We start from the raw sequence: 19,479 nt of genomic DNA on the forward strand, positions 1-19,479 counted from the left end.
TTTTAGCCAATTTGAGAAATGACAATCCGAGAGATATTAAATACGACAGAACACAGGCCTTGGAATATCCCAAATGAAAATTGGAAATTTTATCAAGAGTGGAATAATGCAATATTTCTTCATTGGCAAGTGGAATTAAACGAACTGAAAAAGTTTGTACCGAAAGAATTAGAAATTGATCTTTTTGATGGAAAACCCTGGATTTCAGTTGTTGCTTTTACAATGGAAAAGATAAGACCGAAAAACCTACCTTCCTTTCCACTTATTTCGGATTTTGATGAAATTAATATCCGAACTTATGTGAAATCAAATAACAAAACTGGAGTATATTTTTTGAGCATTGAAGGCGGAAAAAGTTTGTCTTGTAAAGTTGCGAAAGGAATATCTGAACTTCCATATAGATTTTCAAAAATAAAACGGACTAAAAACCAATACGAATCAAATAATTCGGAATTGAATGACAAATTGAATATTCAGTTTAAGATTGGAAAAGAAATTACGGAGAAAACGGAATTGGACAAATGGTTGACTGAAAGATACGCTCTTTTTCAAGACACAGAAAAGACGATTAACGAATTTGAAATTCACCATTTGGAATGGCCAATTAACGAAATTGACTTGAAAAATTCAGAATTTAATTATCCAAAATTTGACAGATTGATTAAAAACGAGCCAAACAAAATCCAATACTCAAAAGGAGTAAAAGTTATTGCTTGGGGAAAGAATAAAAAAGAAAAAACTGGCTACAACACCTTGTATAATTAATTGTTAGGTTCTTCTCTACTTGTGAAAATTCCTGCAGAATTTTCACGGGTTCGTTAAAGTTTGCTAACTTAGTTACCTAACCACGCAACTAACCATACACAAACTTGTTATATAGTATAACACGTAGTTACAACCATACCTTTATTGTTTTTTAATGGTACAGAAAGTAGTTGCTTATGCGTTTTTACTTTAAAATGAAACGGAGCAGCTAATACCTGTAAACCACTTTGTTTTTTTAACCGAATGCCTTGTCCTGAAATAATATCTAGGTTTGGTGTAAAATCTCCTTCAGGTATATGTTCTGTAATAATAACATATTTGTAGGCATGTAATTTGTTTAAAATACATTGTACCTCAGCATTAGAAAGGTGTTGTAATACTTGTCTTAAAATCACACAATCTGCATCTGGTAAATTATCTGTAGCAATATCTAAACATTGAAACGTTAGCTTTTCAGCTTTAAAATGTTCCTTATTATAATCAATAAGGTCTTCAACAATATCTACAGCAATATATTTTTGAGTATATGTCACCAATTGTTTACCAATATTAAAATCACCACAACCTAAATCGCAAACCCTAAGTTTATTTTTAAAAGACTTTAAAAATGTAGCTACTTTACTAACATAAGGCTCTACCAATTCTAGATCATGTGATCCTTCTCCAGAATAAAATCGAGTAGCATCATCTCCCCAAAGTTTCATGGCATACACTTGTGCCATAGCATCTTTGGTTGGCCAAGGTTTTTTTATTTTTTTCTCTTTCTTTTTCATACCAAAGTAATTGGCAACACAAATAAATTACTGCATTTAAAAGTACTATTAAAACAAACATATACAAGCAAACTATAAATAAAAGTTAAAACACCTCATCATTTCTAACCATTTGTTTAGTTTTGTATTGTAATTAGAAAATTTCCATTTTCACGGAAAATAATCATGGCAAGAAAAAAAGAATATAATGAAGATGAAGTAGTAGAAAAAGCAATGTTGCTTTTCTGGAAAAATGGCTATGAAACTACTTCTATGCAAATGCTTGAAAAAGAAATGGGCATTAACAAATTTTCTATATATTCTAGTTTTGGCAATAAACACGGTTTGTTTCTAGAAAGTCTTGAGTGCTACAAGCAAAGAGTAAATATTATATTAAATAAATTTAAAAATGCTTCTAATGGTGTAGAAGACATTAAACAATTTTTTTATGATTCTGTAAGTTCTAATTTTAAAGACGACCATTTAAAAGGATGTTTAATAACAAACACCTATAATGAGTTTTCAGAGAAAGAAGATGTACTGATTAAAGAAGAAATGAATGTATTTATGGATAATTTAAAATCCATTATCATTGAAAAGTTACAAACAGATACCTCTAAAGACAAAGAAACTATAGAAAAACAAGCCAATTACCTATTATTAGCAAAGCATGGCTTAGCAGCAGCAGCACGAGTAAACACAAAAAAAGAAATAGAAGATTATATTGAAATGATCTTTAAAAATATATAAACATTTTTTTTACCCTAAAACTAAACAATCGTTTAGAAATAATTAACATAAATAAAAAAGAAAAATTATGACATCATTAAAAATTCAAAATTTAGAAACAGCACCAGAAGAAAGTAAACCATTATTAGAAAAATCTTTAAAAGGATTCGGAATGATTCCTGGCTTACATGGTGTTTTATCTACATCTCCACAAATATTTGAAGCATACCAAACCTTACACGAGTTGTTTACACAAACTTCTTTTAATGCAGAAGAATTAACTGTTGTTTGGCAAGCTATAAACGTAGAGCACGCTTGTCACTATTGTGTTCCTGCACATACAGGTATTGCAAAAATGATGCAAGTAGAAGATACTATTACAGAGGCTTTACGTAATGAAACTCCTTTAGAAAACCCTAAATTAGAAGCTTTACGTACTATGACATTAACTATTGTTAAAAATCGTGGTAACGTAACACAAGAAGATTTAGATACTTTTTATGCTGCTGGTTATGGCGAACAACAAGTGTTAGAAATCATTTTAGGTCTATCACAAAAAGTAATTAGTAACTATACCAACCACATAGCAAATACTCCTGTTGATGCGCCATTTCAAAAATTTGCATGGTCTAAAGAAGATGTAGCTTCATAATCCCTAAAGTTACCTATATTTATTAATAGCTATAAGCCTTCCGTAACTACGGAAGGTTTTTATAAAACAGAAACTATGAAAGAAAAATTAAAAATAGATATTGTTTCCGATGTGGTTTGCCCTTGGTGTACCATTGGCTATAAACGTTTAGAAAAAGCTATTTCAGAATTAGGAATAGAAGACCAAATAGAAATAGAATGGCAACCCTTTGAATTGAATCCAAATATGCCAGCCGAAGGCCAAAACGTTACAGAACATATTGCCGAAAAATATGGTGCAACGCTAGAGCAACAAAAAGAATCACAACAACACATGAAAGAGGTTGGTGAAGAACTTGGTTTTACATTCGATTATTTTGATGATATGCGTATGGTAAACACTTTTAACGCACATGTTTTATTAGAGTATGCCAAAGAATTCAACAAGCAAACCGAATTAAAAATGGCACTTACTAAAGCTTTCTTTAGCGATAGAAAAGATGTTTCACAAGAAAATATTTTAAAAGAAACGCTAATAGAAGTTGGTTTAAATGCCGAAGAAGCACTTGCTACAATACAAAATGAAGAAGCTCGTTTACAAGTAAGAAACCAACAAAACTACTGGAAAAGCTTAGGTGTAAACTCTGTACCAACTATTGTTTTTAATAGAAAAAGTGCGGTTACAGGAGCACAACCAGTAAATACATTTAAACAAGTATTAACAGAGTTACTTGCAGAATAACAAATCATTTTCCCTAAAATTTACAATAACAACACACATTAAAATATGGATACCAATAAAGAACTAGACGCATTATTAGATGTAAAACGAAAAGAAGGTGCAGCAAAATTCACAAAAGAAAAAAGTAAAATTTACGCAGATGGTATTGCTAGTGTAGCAAACTCTGGAGTACTAGATAAGGCTTTACATGTTGGTGATAAAGCCCCTAATTTTGCATTAAAAAATGCACTAAACCAACCTGTTTCTTTATGCAGCGAGTTACAAAACGGACCAGTAGTATTAACATGGTACAGAGGTGGTTGGTGTCCTTATTGCAATATTACATTACGTTATTTACAAGAAAGATTAACTGAAATTAAAAAAACAGGAGCGACACTTTTAGCATTAACTCCAGAATTACCAGACAACTCCTTAAGTACTGCAGAAAAAAACAATTTAGAATTCACTGTTTTAAGTGATGTTAGCAATACTGTTGCAGAAGAATATGGTGTAGTTTTTACTTTAACCAATGAAGTAGCTTCTATTTACCAAGACGCCTTTGGTTTAAACCAAGTAAATGGTAATAACACTAATAAATTACCTCTAGCTGCTACCTATGTTATTGATACAAATGCTATCATTCAATATGCTTTTTTAGATGCAGATTACCGCAAACGTGCAGAACCTTCTGAAATAGTATTAGCTTTACAGAAGCTTAAATAAAAAAATCATGACAAAAGTAAAACCAAAAGTATTATTCTTTGATGTAAACGAAACCCTTTTAGACCTTGCTATAATGAAAAAGCAAGTAGGAGATGCTTTAAATGGTAAAGAAGATCTATTAGCTTTGTGGTTTACTACTATGTTACAGTATTCTTTGGTAATGTCTGCAAGCAAACAATACAAACCTTTTGGCCAGATTGGAGCTGCAGCTTTACAAATGGTAGCTGCAAATAATGGCATTGCACTTACACAAGAAAAAGCGCGTGAAATTGTAGTAAAGTCTATGCAAAACTTACCAGTGCATCCAGAGGTAAAAGAGGCTTTAGCTGCGTTAAAAAACAAAGGCTATAAGTTAGTAGCACTTACAAACTCTTCTGAAGAAAGTTTAAAAAACAAGTTTGAAAACGTTGGCTTAACCTCTTATTTTGACGCTTTATTAAGTATTGAGTCTGTTCAAAAATTCAAACCTTTTACAGATACCTATCATTGGGCAGCAAGTACCATGCAAGTAAAACCAGAAGAGTGTATGCTAATTGCAGCACATGGTTGGGATGTTGCTGGAGCACTTTGGGCTGGTTTTAGAGCTGCCTTTGTTAGCAGACCAGGACAGCAAGTGTTTCCGTTAGCACCACAATCTGAAATTAATGAAACAGATTTAAAAAAAGTAGCAGAAATTCTTATTAGCTATAAATAGTAAAAACATACCAAGAATACCATTGCAGAAATAAGACACTTATTTCTAGGAGCTTTAAAAATGATAAAAAGCATTTTCTAAATGCTCTATTTCAAATTTGTTACCTGTTTTAACAATTGCAATAATATCAAAACGCACTTCTACGTCTAGGCTATTATCATTTACAAAATGATCTACTGCGTTTACTATACGTTGTATTTGCTTTGGTTTTAAAAAATCTTGTGGATTACCAAAATCAATAGTAGATCTTGTTTTTACTTCTACAATAGCAAGCGTTTCTTTTTGTTTGGCAATAATATCTACTTCTGCTTTTTGAAATCTATAATTACGCTCCATTATTTCATAACCCTTTTGCAATAGATGTTCTACTGCCAACTCCTCTCCTATTTTACCAAGTTCGTTATGTTCTGCCATAATGCCTACAAAGGCAGGAATTGCATCCTACCAACCAAATTTTAATCCGCAAAAGCAAATAACCTATTATATTACGCTTTTATTTTTGCCACGAATACACGAATATTTTAATTGCTTCATTCCTAAATTCTTTAATTTTCAAAAACAACAGTACTCTTTTCCTTTCCTACAGTAATAGTAGCGTTTCTACCAAGAATTAAAGCACGATTATCCTCTTCATGACCTGCAGGCATATTAAAAACTATAGGAAAATCGTATTCTGCCAACGCATCTAATACAAGTTGCTCAACAGAAGTTCCCCAAAGTGTAGTGTTTTTTCGCATTTTACTCATATCACCAACCAATACACCTTTGCAATTTTCAAAATAACCAGCGCGTTTTAAGCTTTGTAGCATTCGGTCAATATGGTACTTATATTCGCCAATTTCTTCAATAAACAAAATCTTTCCAGAAGTATCTATACTTGTATTAGAACCTAACATAGTATGTAAAATAGTTAAGTTACCACCAACAATTGGCGCTGTTACCTTTCCTATTTTGTTATAAGCAGAACCTTTTAAAGTATACGCTATTGGCTTACCAAAAAGAGCATCTTTAAAACTTGCTATACTTTCTTTTATTTCGCTTAAATCTTTAGGTAAACTTACACACATAATAGCATGTAAAGACTCAAATCCTTGGTTGTGCACTTGATTATGTAATGCTGTAATATCACTATATCCAATAATCCATTTTGGATTTTGTTTAAATTTAGTATAATCTAATTTATCTAAAATCCTAACGGTTCCGTAACCTCCTCTTGCACTCCAAACAGCACTAATAGTAGGATCGTCTAATGCTTTCTGAAAATCTTCACATCGCTCTGCATCTGTTCCTGCAAAATGGTTGTCTTTACTAAAAACATGATCTCCAACTACCACGTTTAAATTCCAACTTTTAAGCAGATTTACAGCTTGTTCTACTTCAGAATTTCTGTTTTTTAATATTCCTGAAGGAGCAACAATAGCAACAGTATCTCCTGCTTTTAAATAATCTGGTTGTATCAAAGTAGTTGTTTTTTTTAGGCTATAATTTTGTGCAGAAAGACTTAGGTTTCCAAAGAAAAAAAACACACAAATTACCTGTAATAAAATTCCTTTTTTAGTCATAATGTAAATGTACATTTTTTTTCTAAATCGCTCTTAAAATGTGTACTTTTGTAGCTTCAAAATTAATTGGCATCCATTTGTCTCCTCGAGCGCAGTCGAGAGGTTTTAAAGTAGGTCTCGACTGCGCTCGACCTAACAGAAATTATAAAAATGAGTACACCTAAAAGATATACTATTACTGCAGCTTTACCTTACACCAACGGTCCCATTCATATTGGGCACTTAGCAGGTGTTTATGTTCCTGCAGATATTTATGCACGTTTTATGCGTTTAACAGGTAACGACGTTGCTTTTATTTGTGGTAGTGATGAACACGGAGTTCCTATTACTATTAAAGCAAAAAAAGAAGGCGTTACACCTCAAGATATTGTAGATAAATATCACGCAATTATTAAACAATCTTTTGAAGAATTCGGAATTACTTTTGATAACTACTCACGTACTTCGGCTAAAATTCACCACGATACTGCTTCAGAGTTTTTTACAACACTTTACAATAAAAACGAATTTGTTGAAGAAGTTACCGAACAATTATATGACGAAGAAGCTAACCAATTTCTTGCAGACAGATTTGTTATTGGTACCTGTCCAAAATGTGGTAATGAAGAAAGTTATGGAGACCAATGTGAAAACTGCGGAACCAGCCATAATGCTACAGATTTAATAAACCCTAAATCTGCAATTACAGGAAACACACCAACTTTAAAACAAACAAAACACTGGTTTTTACCTTTAAATAAACATGAAGAGTTTTTACGCGAATGGATTTTAAAAGGGCATAAAAAAGACTGGAAACCTAATGTGTACGGACAAGTAAAATCATGGATTGATGATGGTTTGCGTCCTCGTGCAGTAACCAGAGATTTAGATTGGGGAATTCCTGTACCTCTGGAAGGCGCAGAAGGAAAAGTGCTTTACGTTTGGTTTGATGCTCCTATTGGTTACATCTCTTCTACCAAAGAATGGGCAGCTCGCGAAGGAAAAGATTGGGAACCATACTGGAAAGACAAAGACACCAAAATGGTACACTTTATTGGTAAAGACAATATTGTGTTTCACTGTATTATTTTTCCTGCTATGTTAAAAGCAGAAGGCTCTTATATTTTACCAGATAATGTTCCTGCAAATGAGTTTTTAAACCTAGAAGGTAAAAAGCTTTCTACCTCTAAAAACTGGGCTGTTTGGTTACCAGAATACTTAAAAGATTTTCCTGGTCAGCAAGATGTATTGCGTTACGCACTAACAGCAAATGCACCAGAAACAAAAGATAATGATTTTACTTGGAAAGATTTTCAAGCAAGAAACAATAACGAGTTAGTTGCCATTTTTGGAAACTTCATCAATCGTGTAGTTGTTTTAACCAATAAGTATTACAACGGAATTGTTCCTACACCTAGTGATTATACAGCAGTAGATGAAGAAACACTAGCTGCTATAAAAGCATATCCTAATGTAATTTCTAGCTCTATTGAAAGATATAGATTTAGAGAAGCAGGTCAAGAATTAATGAATCTTGCTAGATTAGGAAACAAATACCTAGCAGACGAAGAGCCTTGGAAAGTTATTAAGCTAGACGAAGAACGTACCAAAACCATTATGTATGTAGCATTGCAAATTGCATCTGCTTTAGCAACATTAAGTGAACCGTTTTTACCGTTTACCTCTAATAAATTAAAAGGTATACTTTGTCTTTCTGCATTGGATACAGAATCTACTTGGAATGATATTGCAACAAAAGAAATTCTATTACCAGCTGCACACCAAATAGGAAAAGCAGAATTACTTTTTTCTAAAATTGAAGACGCAACCATACAAAAACAACTAGATAAATTAGAAGCTAGTAAAAAAGCAAACGAAATAGCGAATGCGGTTGTAGAGCCTCAAAAAGAAACTATTGCTTTTGATGATTTTACAAAACTAGACATTCGTGTTGGTACCATTTTGGAAGCTGAAAAAATGCCAAAAACTAAAAAACTTTTAGTGCTTAAAGTAGACACAGGAATAGATGTAAGAACCATTGTTTCTGGTATTGCAGAAAGCTTTACTGCAGAAGAAGTTATAGGTAAAAAAGTAACTGTTTTAGTTAATCTTGCTCCTAGAGCGCTTCGTGGTGTAGAAAGTCAAGGTATGATTTTAATGACAGAAACTCCAGAAGGCAAATTGGTATTTGTAAATCCAGATGACAAAGCTGTTAGCAATGGTTTACAAATAAGCTAAGATGAAAAAAATAACTGCGCTACTTTTTATATTACTAGTTGCATCTTGTAAAACTACAAGAACAACAAGTACACCAACGTTTCATCTCTCAGACGATTGGTTACTTACAAAAGTTTCTTTTGCTGAACCAAATAGGTATGACAAAATTGTACTGTTTAATGATGCAACAAACCAATGTTTTAAAGATAGTCGCTGGCATTTTAACCCAACAAACAACGATGGCACGTATGCTATAAATGACCTTTATTGTTCTTATGGCAAACGCAACCTGTCTTTTAGGTTTTTAAAAACCGAAGAAAAAACAGGATACTCTCATATTGTTTTAAACACACAAAATAAAGAAGGGCTTAGCAATAATTATAGAATAAAAATAACAGAGCTTACAAATACATCTATGCAATGGCACTATGTTGTTTATGTTAAAAACAAACGCTATACCATTAACATGCAATTTGAAAAAGCTTAAAAGTAATAACACGTAATACAAACGCATAAAAATGAAATTACAAAGCATTAAATTAATAGCAGTACTACTAATTTTAGTTACTAGTTGCAACTCTAACAAAAAGGAAAACACCAACACTACTGTTGACAGTAAAAAAGTAACAGATGCGCATAATAGTGAAATAAAATTAGATTGGCCAGGTACCTATACAGGAACAATCCCTTGTGCAGATTGCGAAGGAATACAAAAAACCATTACTATTAATAAAGACAAAACGTTTATTGCTACAGACACTTATTTAGGTAAAGAAGATGCAGAACGTATAAGTAAAGGTATTTTTAAATGGTCTGAAGACGGAAGAATAATAGTACTATCTGATGCTAATAGAACTTCGTTTTTAGTAACTGAAAACATTATAACACAATTAGACAAATCTGGTAATAAAATTACTGGAAAAATGGCTAAAAAATATATCTTAAAAAAACAAAATACGACCATAGTAACCACTCCTTTTACAAAAACCAAATGGAGACTTGTGGAACTTGTTGGTAAAAAAGTAGAAAACACAGATGCATATATCTTTTTCTCTGAAGAAGAAAATAGAGTTTACGGAAACGGATCTTGTAACAATTTCAACGGAAGATTTGAAACACTAAATGGTTATAAAATTAACATATCTAACGTATCTGGAACTTTAAAAGCCTGTACAGATATGAGCACAGAAAAAACGTTTTTTAGTATTCTTGAAACAGTAGACAACTACGCTATTAAAGGAGATAAAATGACACTTAACAGAGCAAAAATGACTCCTTTAGCTGTTTTTGAAGCTGTTAAATAAACATATTCCTTATTTTTCAAAAAACCTTGTAGTCAAGAACTACAAGGTTTTTTTATTACTTTTCTAGCATTAAAACTGTATTATGATTTCTTTTATACAAACCAAAACCCAACTACCAGAATCTTCAATTAAAAATACCATTGCTCTTTTAAATGAAGACTGTACCATACCTTTTATTTCCCGTTATAGAAAAGAACGTACCGGAAATTTAGACGAAGTACAAATTGGCGATATTGTAAAATACAAAGAAGAGTTTGAAGCTTTAGAAAAACGAAAAACTGCCATTTTAAAAGCTTTAGAAGAACAAGATGTTTTAACTACAGAACTAAAAACTAAAATAGAAAAGGCCCAAGACTTAACCACTTTAGAAGACCTTTACTTACCTTTTAAAAAGAAACGTAAAACAAAAGCTGAAACAGCTAGAAAAAATGGATTAGAACCTTTGGCAAAAATTATCATGAGCCAAAATGCTTCTAATATAGAAGCCATTGCTTTTAAATATGTAAAAGGAGAAATCAACTCTGTTGATGATGCTTTAGAAGGAGCAAGACATATTATTGCAGAGTGGATTAATGAGCGTACAGACATAAGAAACAATCTTAGAAACCAGTTGGAGCGTTACGCAATGATTTCCACGAAAGTGATAAAAACGAAAGAAGAGGAAGAAAAAGCACAAAAATTTAGAGATTACTTTGACTGGGAAGAATCTTTAAACCGAATACCTTCACACAGATTACTTGCTATTTTAAGAGCAGAAACAGAAGGTTTTATTCGTGTAAAAATTGAAATTGACAAAGAACGTGCTTTACAAAAAATAGAAAACCGAGTTATAAAATCTAATAATGCTTGTGCAGAGCAAATAGAAATAGCAATAGCAGATGCATACAAACGTTTGCTTTTACCTTCTTTATCTAATGAAGCCTTACAACATGCAAAAGACAAAGCAGATGAAGCTGCAATACAAGTATTTGCAAAAAATTTAAAGCAACTTTTATTAGGTTCACCAATAGGTCAAAAACGTGTACTTGCCATAGATCCTGGATTTAGAACAGGTTGCAAAGTGGTGTGCCTAGATGCACAAGGACAACTAAAGTACAATGAAACCATCTATCCGCATCCTCCAAAAAACGATAGTATTGGTGCCATGAAAAAAATTAGCTCTTTAGCAGATGCCTATAAAATTGAAGCTATTGCTATTGGTAACGGAACCGCTTCAAGAGAAACCGAAGCCTTGATTAGAAAAATTCATTTTAAAAATGACATTCAGGTATTTGTGGTTAGTGAGGCTGGCGCAAGTATTTATTCGGCATCTAAAATTGCTCGTGAAGAGTTTCCAGATTATGATGTTACAGTAAGAGGTTCGGTTTCTATTGGTAGACGTTTACAAGATCCTTTAGCAGAGCTAGTAAAAATTGATGCAAAATCTATTGGTGTTGGCCAATACCAACATGATGTAGACCAAACCAAACTTCAAAAACAATTAGATGTTGTTGTTGAAAATTGTGTAAATGCAGTTGGTGTAAATATCAACACTGCCAGCAAAAGCTTACTAAGTTACGTTTCTGGTATTGGACCAAAATTAGCAGAAAATATTTTTAAATATAGAAATGAAAATGGTGTATTTGCTTCAAGAAATGAAATAAAAAAAGTACCAAGGTTAGGAAATAAAGCTTTTGAGCAAGGTGCTGCTTTTTTAAGAGTTAAAGATGCCAAAAACCCATTAGACAATTCTGCGGTACATCCAGAAAGTTATAAGATTGTACAAAAAATGGCTAAAGACTTAAATACTTCTGTAGAAGATTTAATAGGAAACACAGACTTACTAAAACAAATAAATTTAAAAAACTACAGCTCTGCAACCATAGGATTATTTACTCTTGAAGATATCATTAAGGAGCTTGAAAAACCTGGTTTAGATATTAGAGAAGAAGCCAAAGTTTTTACTTTTAATCAAAACATTAAAACCATTAACGACCTTAGAGAAGGTCAATTATTACCAGGAATTGTAAATAATATTACCAATTTTGGTTGCTTTGTTGATGTTGGTATTAAAGAAAGTGGTTTAATACATGTTTCTAATCTTTCAGACGCTTTTGTAAAAGATGTAAATGAGCATGTGCACCTTCATCAGCAAATTATTGTAAAAGTTCTTGAAGTCGATGTGGTTAGAAAGCGCATTCAATTAAAACTTCACCATTAATTTTTAAAACAAAAAAAACAAGGTTTATATTACAAAATTTACCGTTAATGTGTTATATTCGCACTTTGTCGATTAAATGTTTGACAAAAAAACACATTTTCCCTAACCAAAGCTTTTAAATGTTTAACAAAAAGCAATTTTCATTAAACATTTAATAAAAACATTTTTTAAACTATCAAATTACTAGAAAAAGGGGTCTGGTTTTTTAATAATTTAAATGTTGTTACTGCTAGTAAATGAATAGCAAAATGATTAAAAAACTAATCTTCATTCCCTTAACATGCCTTGTATTATGTGCATTCAAGCCATCTAATAATACAGCTTCAGAAAGAATACTTAAAGACTACTGGTTACTAGATAAAGTATCTTACGTTGAACCAGATTTTTATGATAGAATTACGCTTTTTAATGATGTAACTAATTTTTGTTTTGAACAAAGCCTTTGGAGGTTTAGTGAATTAAACAACACAGGAACCTACGCTATAAATGATCTTTATTGCTCCTTCGGAAAAAGAAACATATCTTTTGATATTAGTAAATCTTCAAAGCAAGAAGGTCAGTATGACGTTGTTTTAAAAACACTAAAAAACAATGGAGAAACAGAAAGCTTTAAAATTAAAATAACTAAAATTTCTGATAACACCATGCAATGGAACCATACTGCTTGGGTAAATAACGAACCTCATACACTTAAAATGAATTTTGTTAAAAAGCAAGCGCTATAGACTTACCTTGCGTTTCTGTACAACATTACATTGAAGTAACTCATTTGTAAAATAGACAAAAAAAGCACCTTTTCCTAACAAGAGTTTTATAGGTTTAGGTATTCAAAATATGGGTTAAGGCTTCTCTAGACTCACTACCATAAATACCATCCACTGTTATAGCATTATCTTTTTGAAATTCTAAAAGAGCTGTTTCTGTTTTTGGTCCAAAAATACCATCAGCAGTTCCTGTTAAGTAATTTAGCTTTATTAATATCTGCTGTAAAAGCTTCACTGTATCACTACTATCTCCTTTTCTTAAATATCCTGTTGGTATTTCTAAATCATCATCTAGATTATCTGTTAAACTTCTAAATTCAATAATGCGATCTAAAGGAAACGTTTGAATATTCACTTCGTCATTTTGATTTCCGCCAAGACAATAAATAGACTTTCCACTTTTGGTGTAACCCAGAAAAAAACCAACATGCCCAAAAAGGCTATTAATATCTGTACGCCAAAAAACAACAATATCTCCTGGTTGTGGCCAAGTCGTTTTTTTACCAACCTGCAACCAACTTCTGGCCATTGCGCTATTAGACATTTCTAAATTTGCCTGTAAAGCAACCCAATTTGCAAAAATACTGCACCAAGCAACCTCATCATTACCAAAATCTAAACCTGTCATTTCTTGGTATTCTAAAATACGCTCGTTATGAGCAGAACCACTAATTTCTTTTTGGCCTAATTCGCCAAATGCAATTTTTAAAGTATCACCTAACATATATATATAATTTAAACGTTTTTTAAGCTGCTATTAAAAAGTTAGGGAAAGAAATTTCTTTAATAAATTTAATAAAAAAAGGTATTACAAACTGCTTAATTGTAAATTTTATTAATAATTATTTGCGAATTAAATAAATATCTCTATTTTTGGTAAACCAATCTGGTTAACCAATTTGTATTTCTATTGATTTTTTTCAAAACCACAACAACTTAAAACAAATGGTTTTTTAAAAATTATTCTAAACAAGAAAACAATAAAATACGCACAAATACTAGTGCTTTACTTGTGTAAAAGAGTAAAATTTTAAGCGTTAGAAACTAAATAATAAAACTAAAAAGGTCTTTAAAAAACAAAAGCCCTTTTTTCTTTTTTAAAACAACAACCTAATTCATTAGTTATGAAAAAAACAGTTTGTATTCTATTTTTATCCATACTGCTTATAGCTTGTAAAGAAGAAACAAAAAACAACTTTATTAAAGTAACTAATATTGAAGAACTAAATACTGCAATTAATCAAGCCAATCCTGGAGACAATATTGTTTTAGCTAATGGTATTTATAAAGATGTTGAAATTAATTTTAGAGCAAAAGGAACCAAAGAAAACCCAATTACTTTAAAAGCAGAAACAGCTGGAAAAGTAAGCATTGAAGGACAATCTTATTTAAAATTTGGTGGTGAATATTTAGTAGCGGAAGGTTTACATTTTAAAAACGGTTTTTCACCTTCAAGCGCAGTAGTAGATTTTAAAATAAGCAATAAAGATACACTTGATGAAATAGCATACCATTGTAAGTTAACCAATTCTGTTATTGAAGATTTTAACAAACCTAAACGAGATAACAGCGATTTATGGGTACAATTTTGGGGAAGAAACAACGAGCTAAGCAATTGCTACATTGCAGGAAAAACAAATAGAGGTCCTACAGTAAGAGTAAGCATTGAAGGTATTGAAAGTATTAATAATTACCATCAAATAATTAATAATCATTTTGGTCCACGACCTGTAAAAGGAGGTCCAAGCGGAGAAACCATTCAACTAGGAAACAGCTACACTTCTATGTCACCAAGTCATACTTTGGTTGCAAATAACCTATTTGAAGAATGCAATGGTGAAGTAGAAATTATTTCTAGTAAAACCAACTTTAATGAGTTTAGAAACAATGTGTTTTACAAAAGCGAAGGCTCTTTAGTTACGCGTCATGGTAATTATAGCATTATTGATGGCAACTATTTTATAGGAGATGGTATCAATAAAAACATTGGCGGAATTCGTATTATAAACACAGGACATTGGGTTACCAATAACTATTTTTTCAACTTAATAGGAACCAGTTTTAGAAGCCCTTTAGCTGTAATGAATGGTATACCTAAATCGCCTTTAAACCGTTACAACCAAGTAACAGATGTAGTAGTCGCTTACAACACGTATGTAAACTGTAGTTCGCCTTGGCAATTTGGTGTAGGTACTAACATTGCACAAGCAGACGTTTTACCAAAATCTGAAATACGATCTGCAAGAGCCATTAGAACAACACTTGCTAATAATGTGATCTATAACCAAAAAGGCTTAGAAAATATTGTTATAGAAAATGATAAAGCAGATGGTGTTACTTTTAAAAGCAACATTGTTGACAATCAAGGTTTAGCTTTTCCAGATTTTAATGGTGGCATTATTGCTTTGTCTTTAGAATTAAAAAAAGTATCCGATAATATTTTTATTCCAACAGGAATTCCTTCAGAAATAAAAGCTTTTAATGGTTTCGACTTTAATACTATTAAAACCGATTTATTTGGTAATTCAAGAAAAGACAGCAACACCATAGGTGCTGTTGTAAATGCAGATGTTGCCAACCCAAATATTTTAGACAAGTCAAAATATGGTACCTCTTGGTTTTCTAACATTGCAGAAACTAAAGACCCAACAACACATATTGTAACTAAAGCAGAAGATTTACAAACTAAAATAAACCAAGCGAATAATGGTGATATTATCGCTGTAGCGGAAGGTGTACATACACTAAACAAATCTTTAGTTATCGATAAAACCATAACTATTCAATCTCAAGATAACACAAAAGCGCAACTGGTTTATTCTGGCGAAGCAAACACACCATTATTTTCATTACAATCTAAAGGAAAACTAAGCCTTAACAACCTTATTCTACAAGGAAACAATTCTAATTATGCGTTTGCTAGCTTAAAAGAAAATATGGCAAACCACTTTGGCTTAACAGTTTCTAATACAGAAATCAGCAATTTTAATTATGTTTTAAAAGTGTATAAAGAATCATTTTCAGAGCGTATTACCTTTGAAAACACTTCTATTTCCAGCTGTGAAAATGGTATAGAGTTATCTGAAGAAACCAATGATAAAGGCGATTATAATACAGAATATTTAACCATTAAAAACTGTAACTTCAATAACGTAAAACAAAACGTTGTAGATTATTATAGAGGTGGTTATGATGAGTCTACCATTGGCGGAAACCTATTAATAACCAACAGTACATTTACTAATTGTGGCGCAAATGAAAGAAATAAAAGACTGCTAAACCACAACGGAATTGTAAATGTAACGATTAGTAACAATACGTTTAAAAACAACAACGTACAATTTGTTTCTATACTTTGGGGAGCAAAAAACAATGTAGCATCAAACAACACAATAACTAATTCTGGACAAATCAAAACCGAAGAAAACTTAGTGATGAAGTTAATGTACTAACATAAGTTTCACCTAACAAACATAAACGCTTAACATGAAAAAAACACTATTTACAGTCTTTACATTTTTACTTATCGTTGCTTGTAAAAACAATACAAATACAGAGACTACTGTAAAAAATGAAACAGCAAAGAAAGCCAAGTATCCTAGTGATGTTATTCCGTTTATGGATGAGTGGAAAATTCTTTTAGGAGACGGAACTTATGAAGATTCATTAGTTAATTATGCTAAAGAAGATTTCTTTTATGTAGCACATGAAAACAATACAGATTGGGTAGTGTACAAAACACCAAATTCAGGAATCACATCGCGTACATCAAGCAATACAAGAACAGAATTAGGTCAGAAAAAACACTGGATTCCAGAAGTTGGTGGTAAACTAACAGGAACATTAAAAGTACAGCACGTTTCTACTTCTGGTGACGCTAGAGTTGCAGCATCTTACTCTGTAGTAGTTGGTCAAATTCATAGTGATGAAGGTCACGAAAACGAACCTATAAAAATCTTCTACAAAAAATTCCCTGGACACACTAAAGGTTCTGTATTTTGGAATTATGAAATTAATACAGATGGTGAAGACAACTCTACACGTTGGGATTACTCTACTGCAGTTTGGGGAAATGATATGTCTGTTGTTGGTACAACTCCTAACACCTATCCTGAAGAACCAAAAGATGGTATTGCTTTAGGCGAAACCTTTAGTTACGAAATAAACGTATACAAAGGTATCATGTATCTTACCTTTACAAGTGAAGGACACGAAACGGTAAAATTCACCAAAAACTTATTACAATCAGACTTTACTACTAAAAAAGATATTCCAGAACAAATCTGGAAACTATACGCTGCCATTAGTCGTGATGGTGTAGAACGTGACAGCGCTTATGCTGGTGAAATAAACTTCTTTAAACAAGGTGCTTACAACCAAACCAATGGTAAAAACCCAGAAGAAAACATCGTGTGGTATACAGGTTCTGAAACTTACAATGGAGATATCGCCAAACAATACGCAAACGGTTGTTATGCCGAAGTATGGTTTAAAGAGGCTACAGTAGGAGAAGGTACAAACCCTAATGAATAAAAACAGAAAACATTGAAAAAAGTAATATTTGTAATGGGAGTTTCTGGTTGTGGAAAAAGCACAATAGGAAAATTACTTGCTAAAGATTTAAACGTTCCTTTTTTTGATGGGGACGATTTTCATCCAGAAAGCAACATTACAAAAATGTCTAGTGGTCAATCTTTAAATGATGAGGATAGACAAGGTTGGCTGGAAACCTTAAACCAATTAGCTAAAAAGCAGCTTGAAAAAAATAGCTGCGTTATTGTATGTTCTGCTTTAAAACAAAAGTATCGTGATACTTTAAGCAATAGCATACAAAAAGATACAGAATGGATACATTTAGCTGGTACTTTTAATCAAATTTTTGAAAGACTAAACAATAGAGCAAATCATTTTATGCCTTCTAAATTGTTAAAGTCGCAATTTGATACTTTAGAAAATCCTAAAGACGCTATACAAGTAGATATTAGCTTAACACCAGAAGAGATTATTAAAAAAATAAAACAAGAACTAATGAATACTTCAGAATTTGGATTATTTGGCTTAGGAGTAATGGGAAAAAGCCTATGTAGAAATTTAGCAAATAACGGATTCAAAATATCTATGTTTAATAGACATGTTTCTGGTATTGAAGAAGATGTTGCCAAAAATTTTAAAGCGCATTATCCAGAACTTTCACAAGCTGCTGCCTTTGATGATATCGCTTCTTTTGTAAACTCTTTGCAACAACCAAGAAAGATAATGCTTATGGTGAATGCAGGAAAAACAATAGATTACGTAATTGAAGACTTATTACCACATTTATCAGAAAATGATATTTTAATTGATGGCGGAAACTCTAACTACAAAAAAACCAAAGAGCGTTTTGATTATTTAAAAACTAAAGGCGTTCAATTTATTGGTACAGGAGTTTCTGGTGGTGAAGAAGGCGCTTTAAAAGGTCCTTCCATCATGCCAAGTGGAAATCCTGATGCGTACCAAAAAGTAGCTCCTTTTTTAGAAACTATTGCTGCTAAAGACAAGAACAACTTACCTTGCTGTACTTATGTTGGTCCAGAAGGTAGTGGTCATTTTATAAAAATGGTGCACAATGGTGTAGAATATGTAGAAATGCAACTATTAGCAGAAGTGGCAACTATATTAAAAGCTTTAGGTCAAAATCCTGATGAAATTTCCAACACATTAGAGACCTGGAAAGACAGCGCAAGTAGTTATTTATTAGAAATTACTACTGCTATTTTTAAAAAGAAGGAAGGTGACGATTGGCTAGTAAATAAAATACTAGACAAAGCAGGAAATAAAGGAACTGGTAACTGGACAACCATTGCATCTGCAGAACTTGGTGTACCAAGTACACTAATTGCTTCTGCCCTATTTTCACGCTATACTTCTTTTTATAAAGAAGAACGCCTAGAACTACATACACACTTTGAAAAAACAATTACTTCCCAATTACAAATTAGTACAAAAGACGTTTTAGAAGCTTATCAATTTGCAAGAATTATAAATCACTATCAAGGTTTTAAATTAATAGATGAAGCTTCCAATAAAATGGAATGGAATTTAAACCTAAGCGAAATTGCTAGAATATGGACCAACGGTTGCATTATTAGATCAACCTTAATGGAAGAATTGGTAGACATCTTTAAAGATACCACCAACATTTTAACCAATCCGCAATTAATAGCGCTTGTAAATCAATACAAACCTGCTACTAAAAAGGTAGTCTCGCAATGTGTACTTAATGACATTACAAGTCCTGCTTTAGCAGAAGCTATTCAGTTTTTTAACGGAATAACTACAGCCTACGCCTCAGCCAATGTCATTCAAGCACAACGTGATTATTTCGGTGCACACACCTACCAAAGGCTTGATGACACATCAGGAAAAAGCCATCATACCAACTGGAACTAAAAAAAGAACC

The 19,479-nt window shown here is 32.1% G+C and carries 18 protein-coding genes; 14 read left to right on the top strand and 4 right to left on the bottom strand.

The genetic code is table 11. The features are described from left to right. The first annotated feature begins 18 nt into the window (after positions 1-18). Positions 19-765: a YqjF family protein gene (locus ACFSSB_RS10190; protein WP_379903818.1), complete on the top strand. Its 747-nt coding sequence runs from the start codon at positions 19-21 to the stop codon at positions 763-765. 107 nt (positions 766-872) lie between these two features. On the opposite strand, the gene ACFSSB_RS10195 is transcribed toward ACFSSB_RS10190, so the two are convergent. Further along, positions 873-1,538, bottom strand: a complete 666-nt coding sequence (locus ACFSSB_RS10195) for a class I SAM-dependent methyltransferase (RefSeq protein ID WP_379903821.1) — start codon at positions 1,536-1,538, stop codon at positions 873-875. Between the two features lie 165 nt (positions 1,539-1,703). Here ACFSSB_RS10195 and ACFSSB_RS10200 point away from each other — a divergent pair, with 165 nt between their 5' ends. From ACFSSB_RS10200 to ACFSSB_RS10220, 5 genes are all read left to right on the top strand, one after another. Then, positions 1,704-2,267, top strand: a complete 564-nt coding sequence (locus tag ACFSSB_RS10200; protein ID WP_379903823.1) for a TetR/AcrR family transcriptional regulator — start codon at positions 1,704-1,706, stop codon at positions 2,265-2,267. Between the two features lie 67 nt (positions 2,268-2,334). After that, entirely contained in the window at positions 2,335-2,898 is a 564-nt protein-coding gene (locus tag ACFSSB_RS10205; RefSeq protein WP_379903825.1) for a carboxymuconolactone decarboxylase family protein, read from the top strand. A 75-nt stretch (positions 2,899-2,973) separates the two neighbouring features. Then, entirely contained in the window at positions 2,974-3,618 is a 645-nt protein-coding gene (locus tag ACFSSB_RS10210) for a DsbA family oxidoreductase (protein ID WP_379903827.1), read from the top strand. A 45-nt stretch (positions 3,619-3,663) separates the two neighbouring features. Next, positions 3,664-4,320: a peroxiredoxin-like family protein gene (locus ACFSSB_RS10215; RefSeq protein WP_379903829.1), complete on the top strand. Its 657-nt coding sequence runs from the start codon at positions 3,664-3,666 to the stop codon at positions 4,318-4,320. Positions 4,321-4,327: 7 nt separating this feature from the next. Continuing rightward, positions 4,328-5,014 (top strand): haloacid dehalogenase type II, encoded by a 687-nt coding sequence (locus ACFSSB_RS10220; protein WP_379903831.1) that lies wholly within the window; start codon positions 4,328-4,330, stop codon positions 5,012-5,014. 54 nt (positions 5,015-5,068) lie between these two features. Here the strand turns inward: ACFSSB_RS10220 and ACFSSB_RS10225 are convergent, their stop codons facing one another. Continuing rightward, positions 5,069-5,428, bottom strand: coding sequence for a YraN family protein (locus ACFSSB_RS10225; RefSeq protein ID WP_379903833.1), 360 nt, complete (start codon positions 5,426-5,428; stop codon positions 5,069-5,071). A gap of 131 nt (positions 5,429-5,559) precedes the next feature. Next, positions 5,560-6,591 carry a S66 peptidase family protein gene (locus ACFSSB_RS10230; RefSeq protein WP_379903835.1) on the bottom strand — a complete coding sequence of 344 codons (1,032 nt, stop codon included), beginning with the start codon at positions 6,589-6,591 and terminating at the stop codon, positions 5,560-5,562. Between the two features lie 135 nt (positions 6,592-6,726). Here ACFSSB_RS10230 and metG point away from each other — a divergent pair, with 135 nt between their 5' ends. The 5 genes from metG to ACFSSB_RS10255 all read left to right on the top strand — a co-directional run bounded on the left by metG (position 6,727) and on the right by ACFSSB_RS10255 (position 13,001). After that, a complete protein-coding gene (gene metG, locus ACFSSB_RS10235; protein WP_379903837.1) occupies positions 6,727-8,793 on the top strand; it encodes a methionine--tRNA ligase in 2,067 nt (688 codons plus the stop codon). 1 nt (position 8,794) lies between these two features. Beyond that, complete coding sequence (locus ACFSSB_RS10240) at positions 8,795-9,259, top strand: hypothetical protein (RefSeq protein WP_379903839.1); 465 nt, start codon at positions 8,795-8,797, stop codon at positions 9,257-9,259. A 31-nt stretch (positions 9,260-9,290) separates the two neighbouring features. Continuing rightward, entirely contained in the window at positions 9,291-10,076 is a 786-nt protein-coding gene (locus ACFSSB_RS10245) for a copper resistance protein NlpE N-terminal domain-containing protein (protein ID WP_379903841.1), read from the top strand. Between the two features lie 82 nt (positions 10,077-10,158). Next, entirely contained in the window at positions 10,159-12,276 is a 2,118-nt protein-coding gene (locus ACFSSB_RS10250; protein ID WP_379903843.1) for a Tex family protein, read from the top strand. A 248-nt stretch (positions 12,277-12,524) separates the two neighbouring features. Continuing rightward, on the top strand, positions 12,525-13,001 hold the full coding sequence (locus ACFSSB_RS10255) for a hypothetical protein (protein ID WP_379903845.1): 477 nt from the start codon (positions 12,525-12,527) through the stop codon (positions 12,999-13,001). A 94-nt stretch (positions 13,002-13,095) separates the two neighbouring features. Here ACFSSB_RS10255 and ACFSSB_RS10260 read toward each other — a convergent pair whose 3' ends face one another. Further along, on the bottom strand, positions 13,096-13,764 hold the full coding sequence (locus ACFSSB_RS10260) for a C40 family peptidase (RefSeq protein WP_379903848.1): 669 nt from the start codon (positions 13,762-13,764) through the stop codon (positions 13,096-13,098). Positions 13,765-14,164: 400 nt separating this feature from the next. Here ACFSSB_RS10260 and ACFSSB_RS10265 point away from each other — a divergent pair, with 400 nt between their 5' ends. Genes ACFSSB_RS10265 through gndA form a run of 3 tightly spaced genes read left to right on the top strand, consistent with a single transcriptional unit; the run spans position 14,165 to position 19,469 of the window. Further along, positions 14,165-16,492, top strand: coding sequence for a chondroitinase-B domain-containing protein (locus ACFSSB_RS10265; RefSeq protein WP_379903850.1), 2,328 nt, complete (start codon positions 14,165-14,167; stop codon positions 16,490-16,492). 34 nt (positions 16,493-16,526) lie between these two features. Beyond that, positions 16,527-17,573, top strand: coding sequence for a polysaccharide lyase family 7 protein (locus tag ACFSSB_RS10270; protein ID WP_379903852.1), 1,047 nt, complete (start codon positions 16,527-16,529; stop codon positions 17,571-17,573). Positions 17,574-17,585: 12 nt separating this feature from the next. Beyond that, positions 17,586-19,469, top strand: coding sequence for an NADP-dependent phosphogluconate dehydrogenase (gndA, locus tag ACFSSB_RS10275; protein ID WP_379903854.1), 1,884 nt, complete (start codon positions 17,586-17,588; stop codon positions 19,467-19,469). Positions 19,470-19,479: the final 10 nt, after the last annotated feature.

Source organism: Lacinutrix gracilariae (assembly GCF_042684485.1).
GTDB classification, from domain to species: domain Bacteria; phylum Bacteroidota; class Bacteroidia; order Flavobacteriales; family Flavobacteriaceae; genus Oceanihabitans; species Oceanihabitans gracilariae.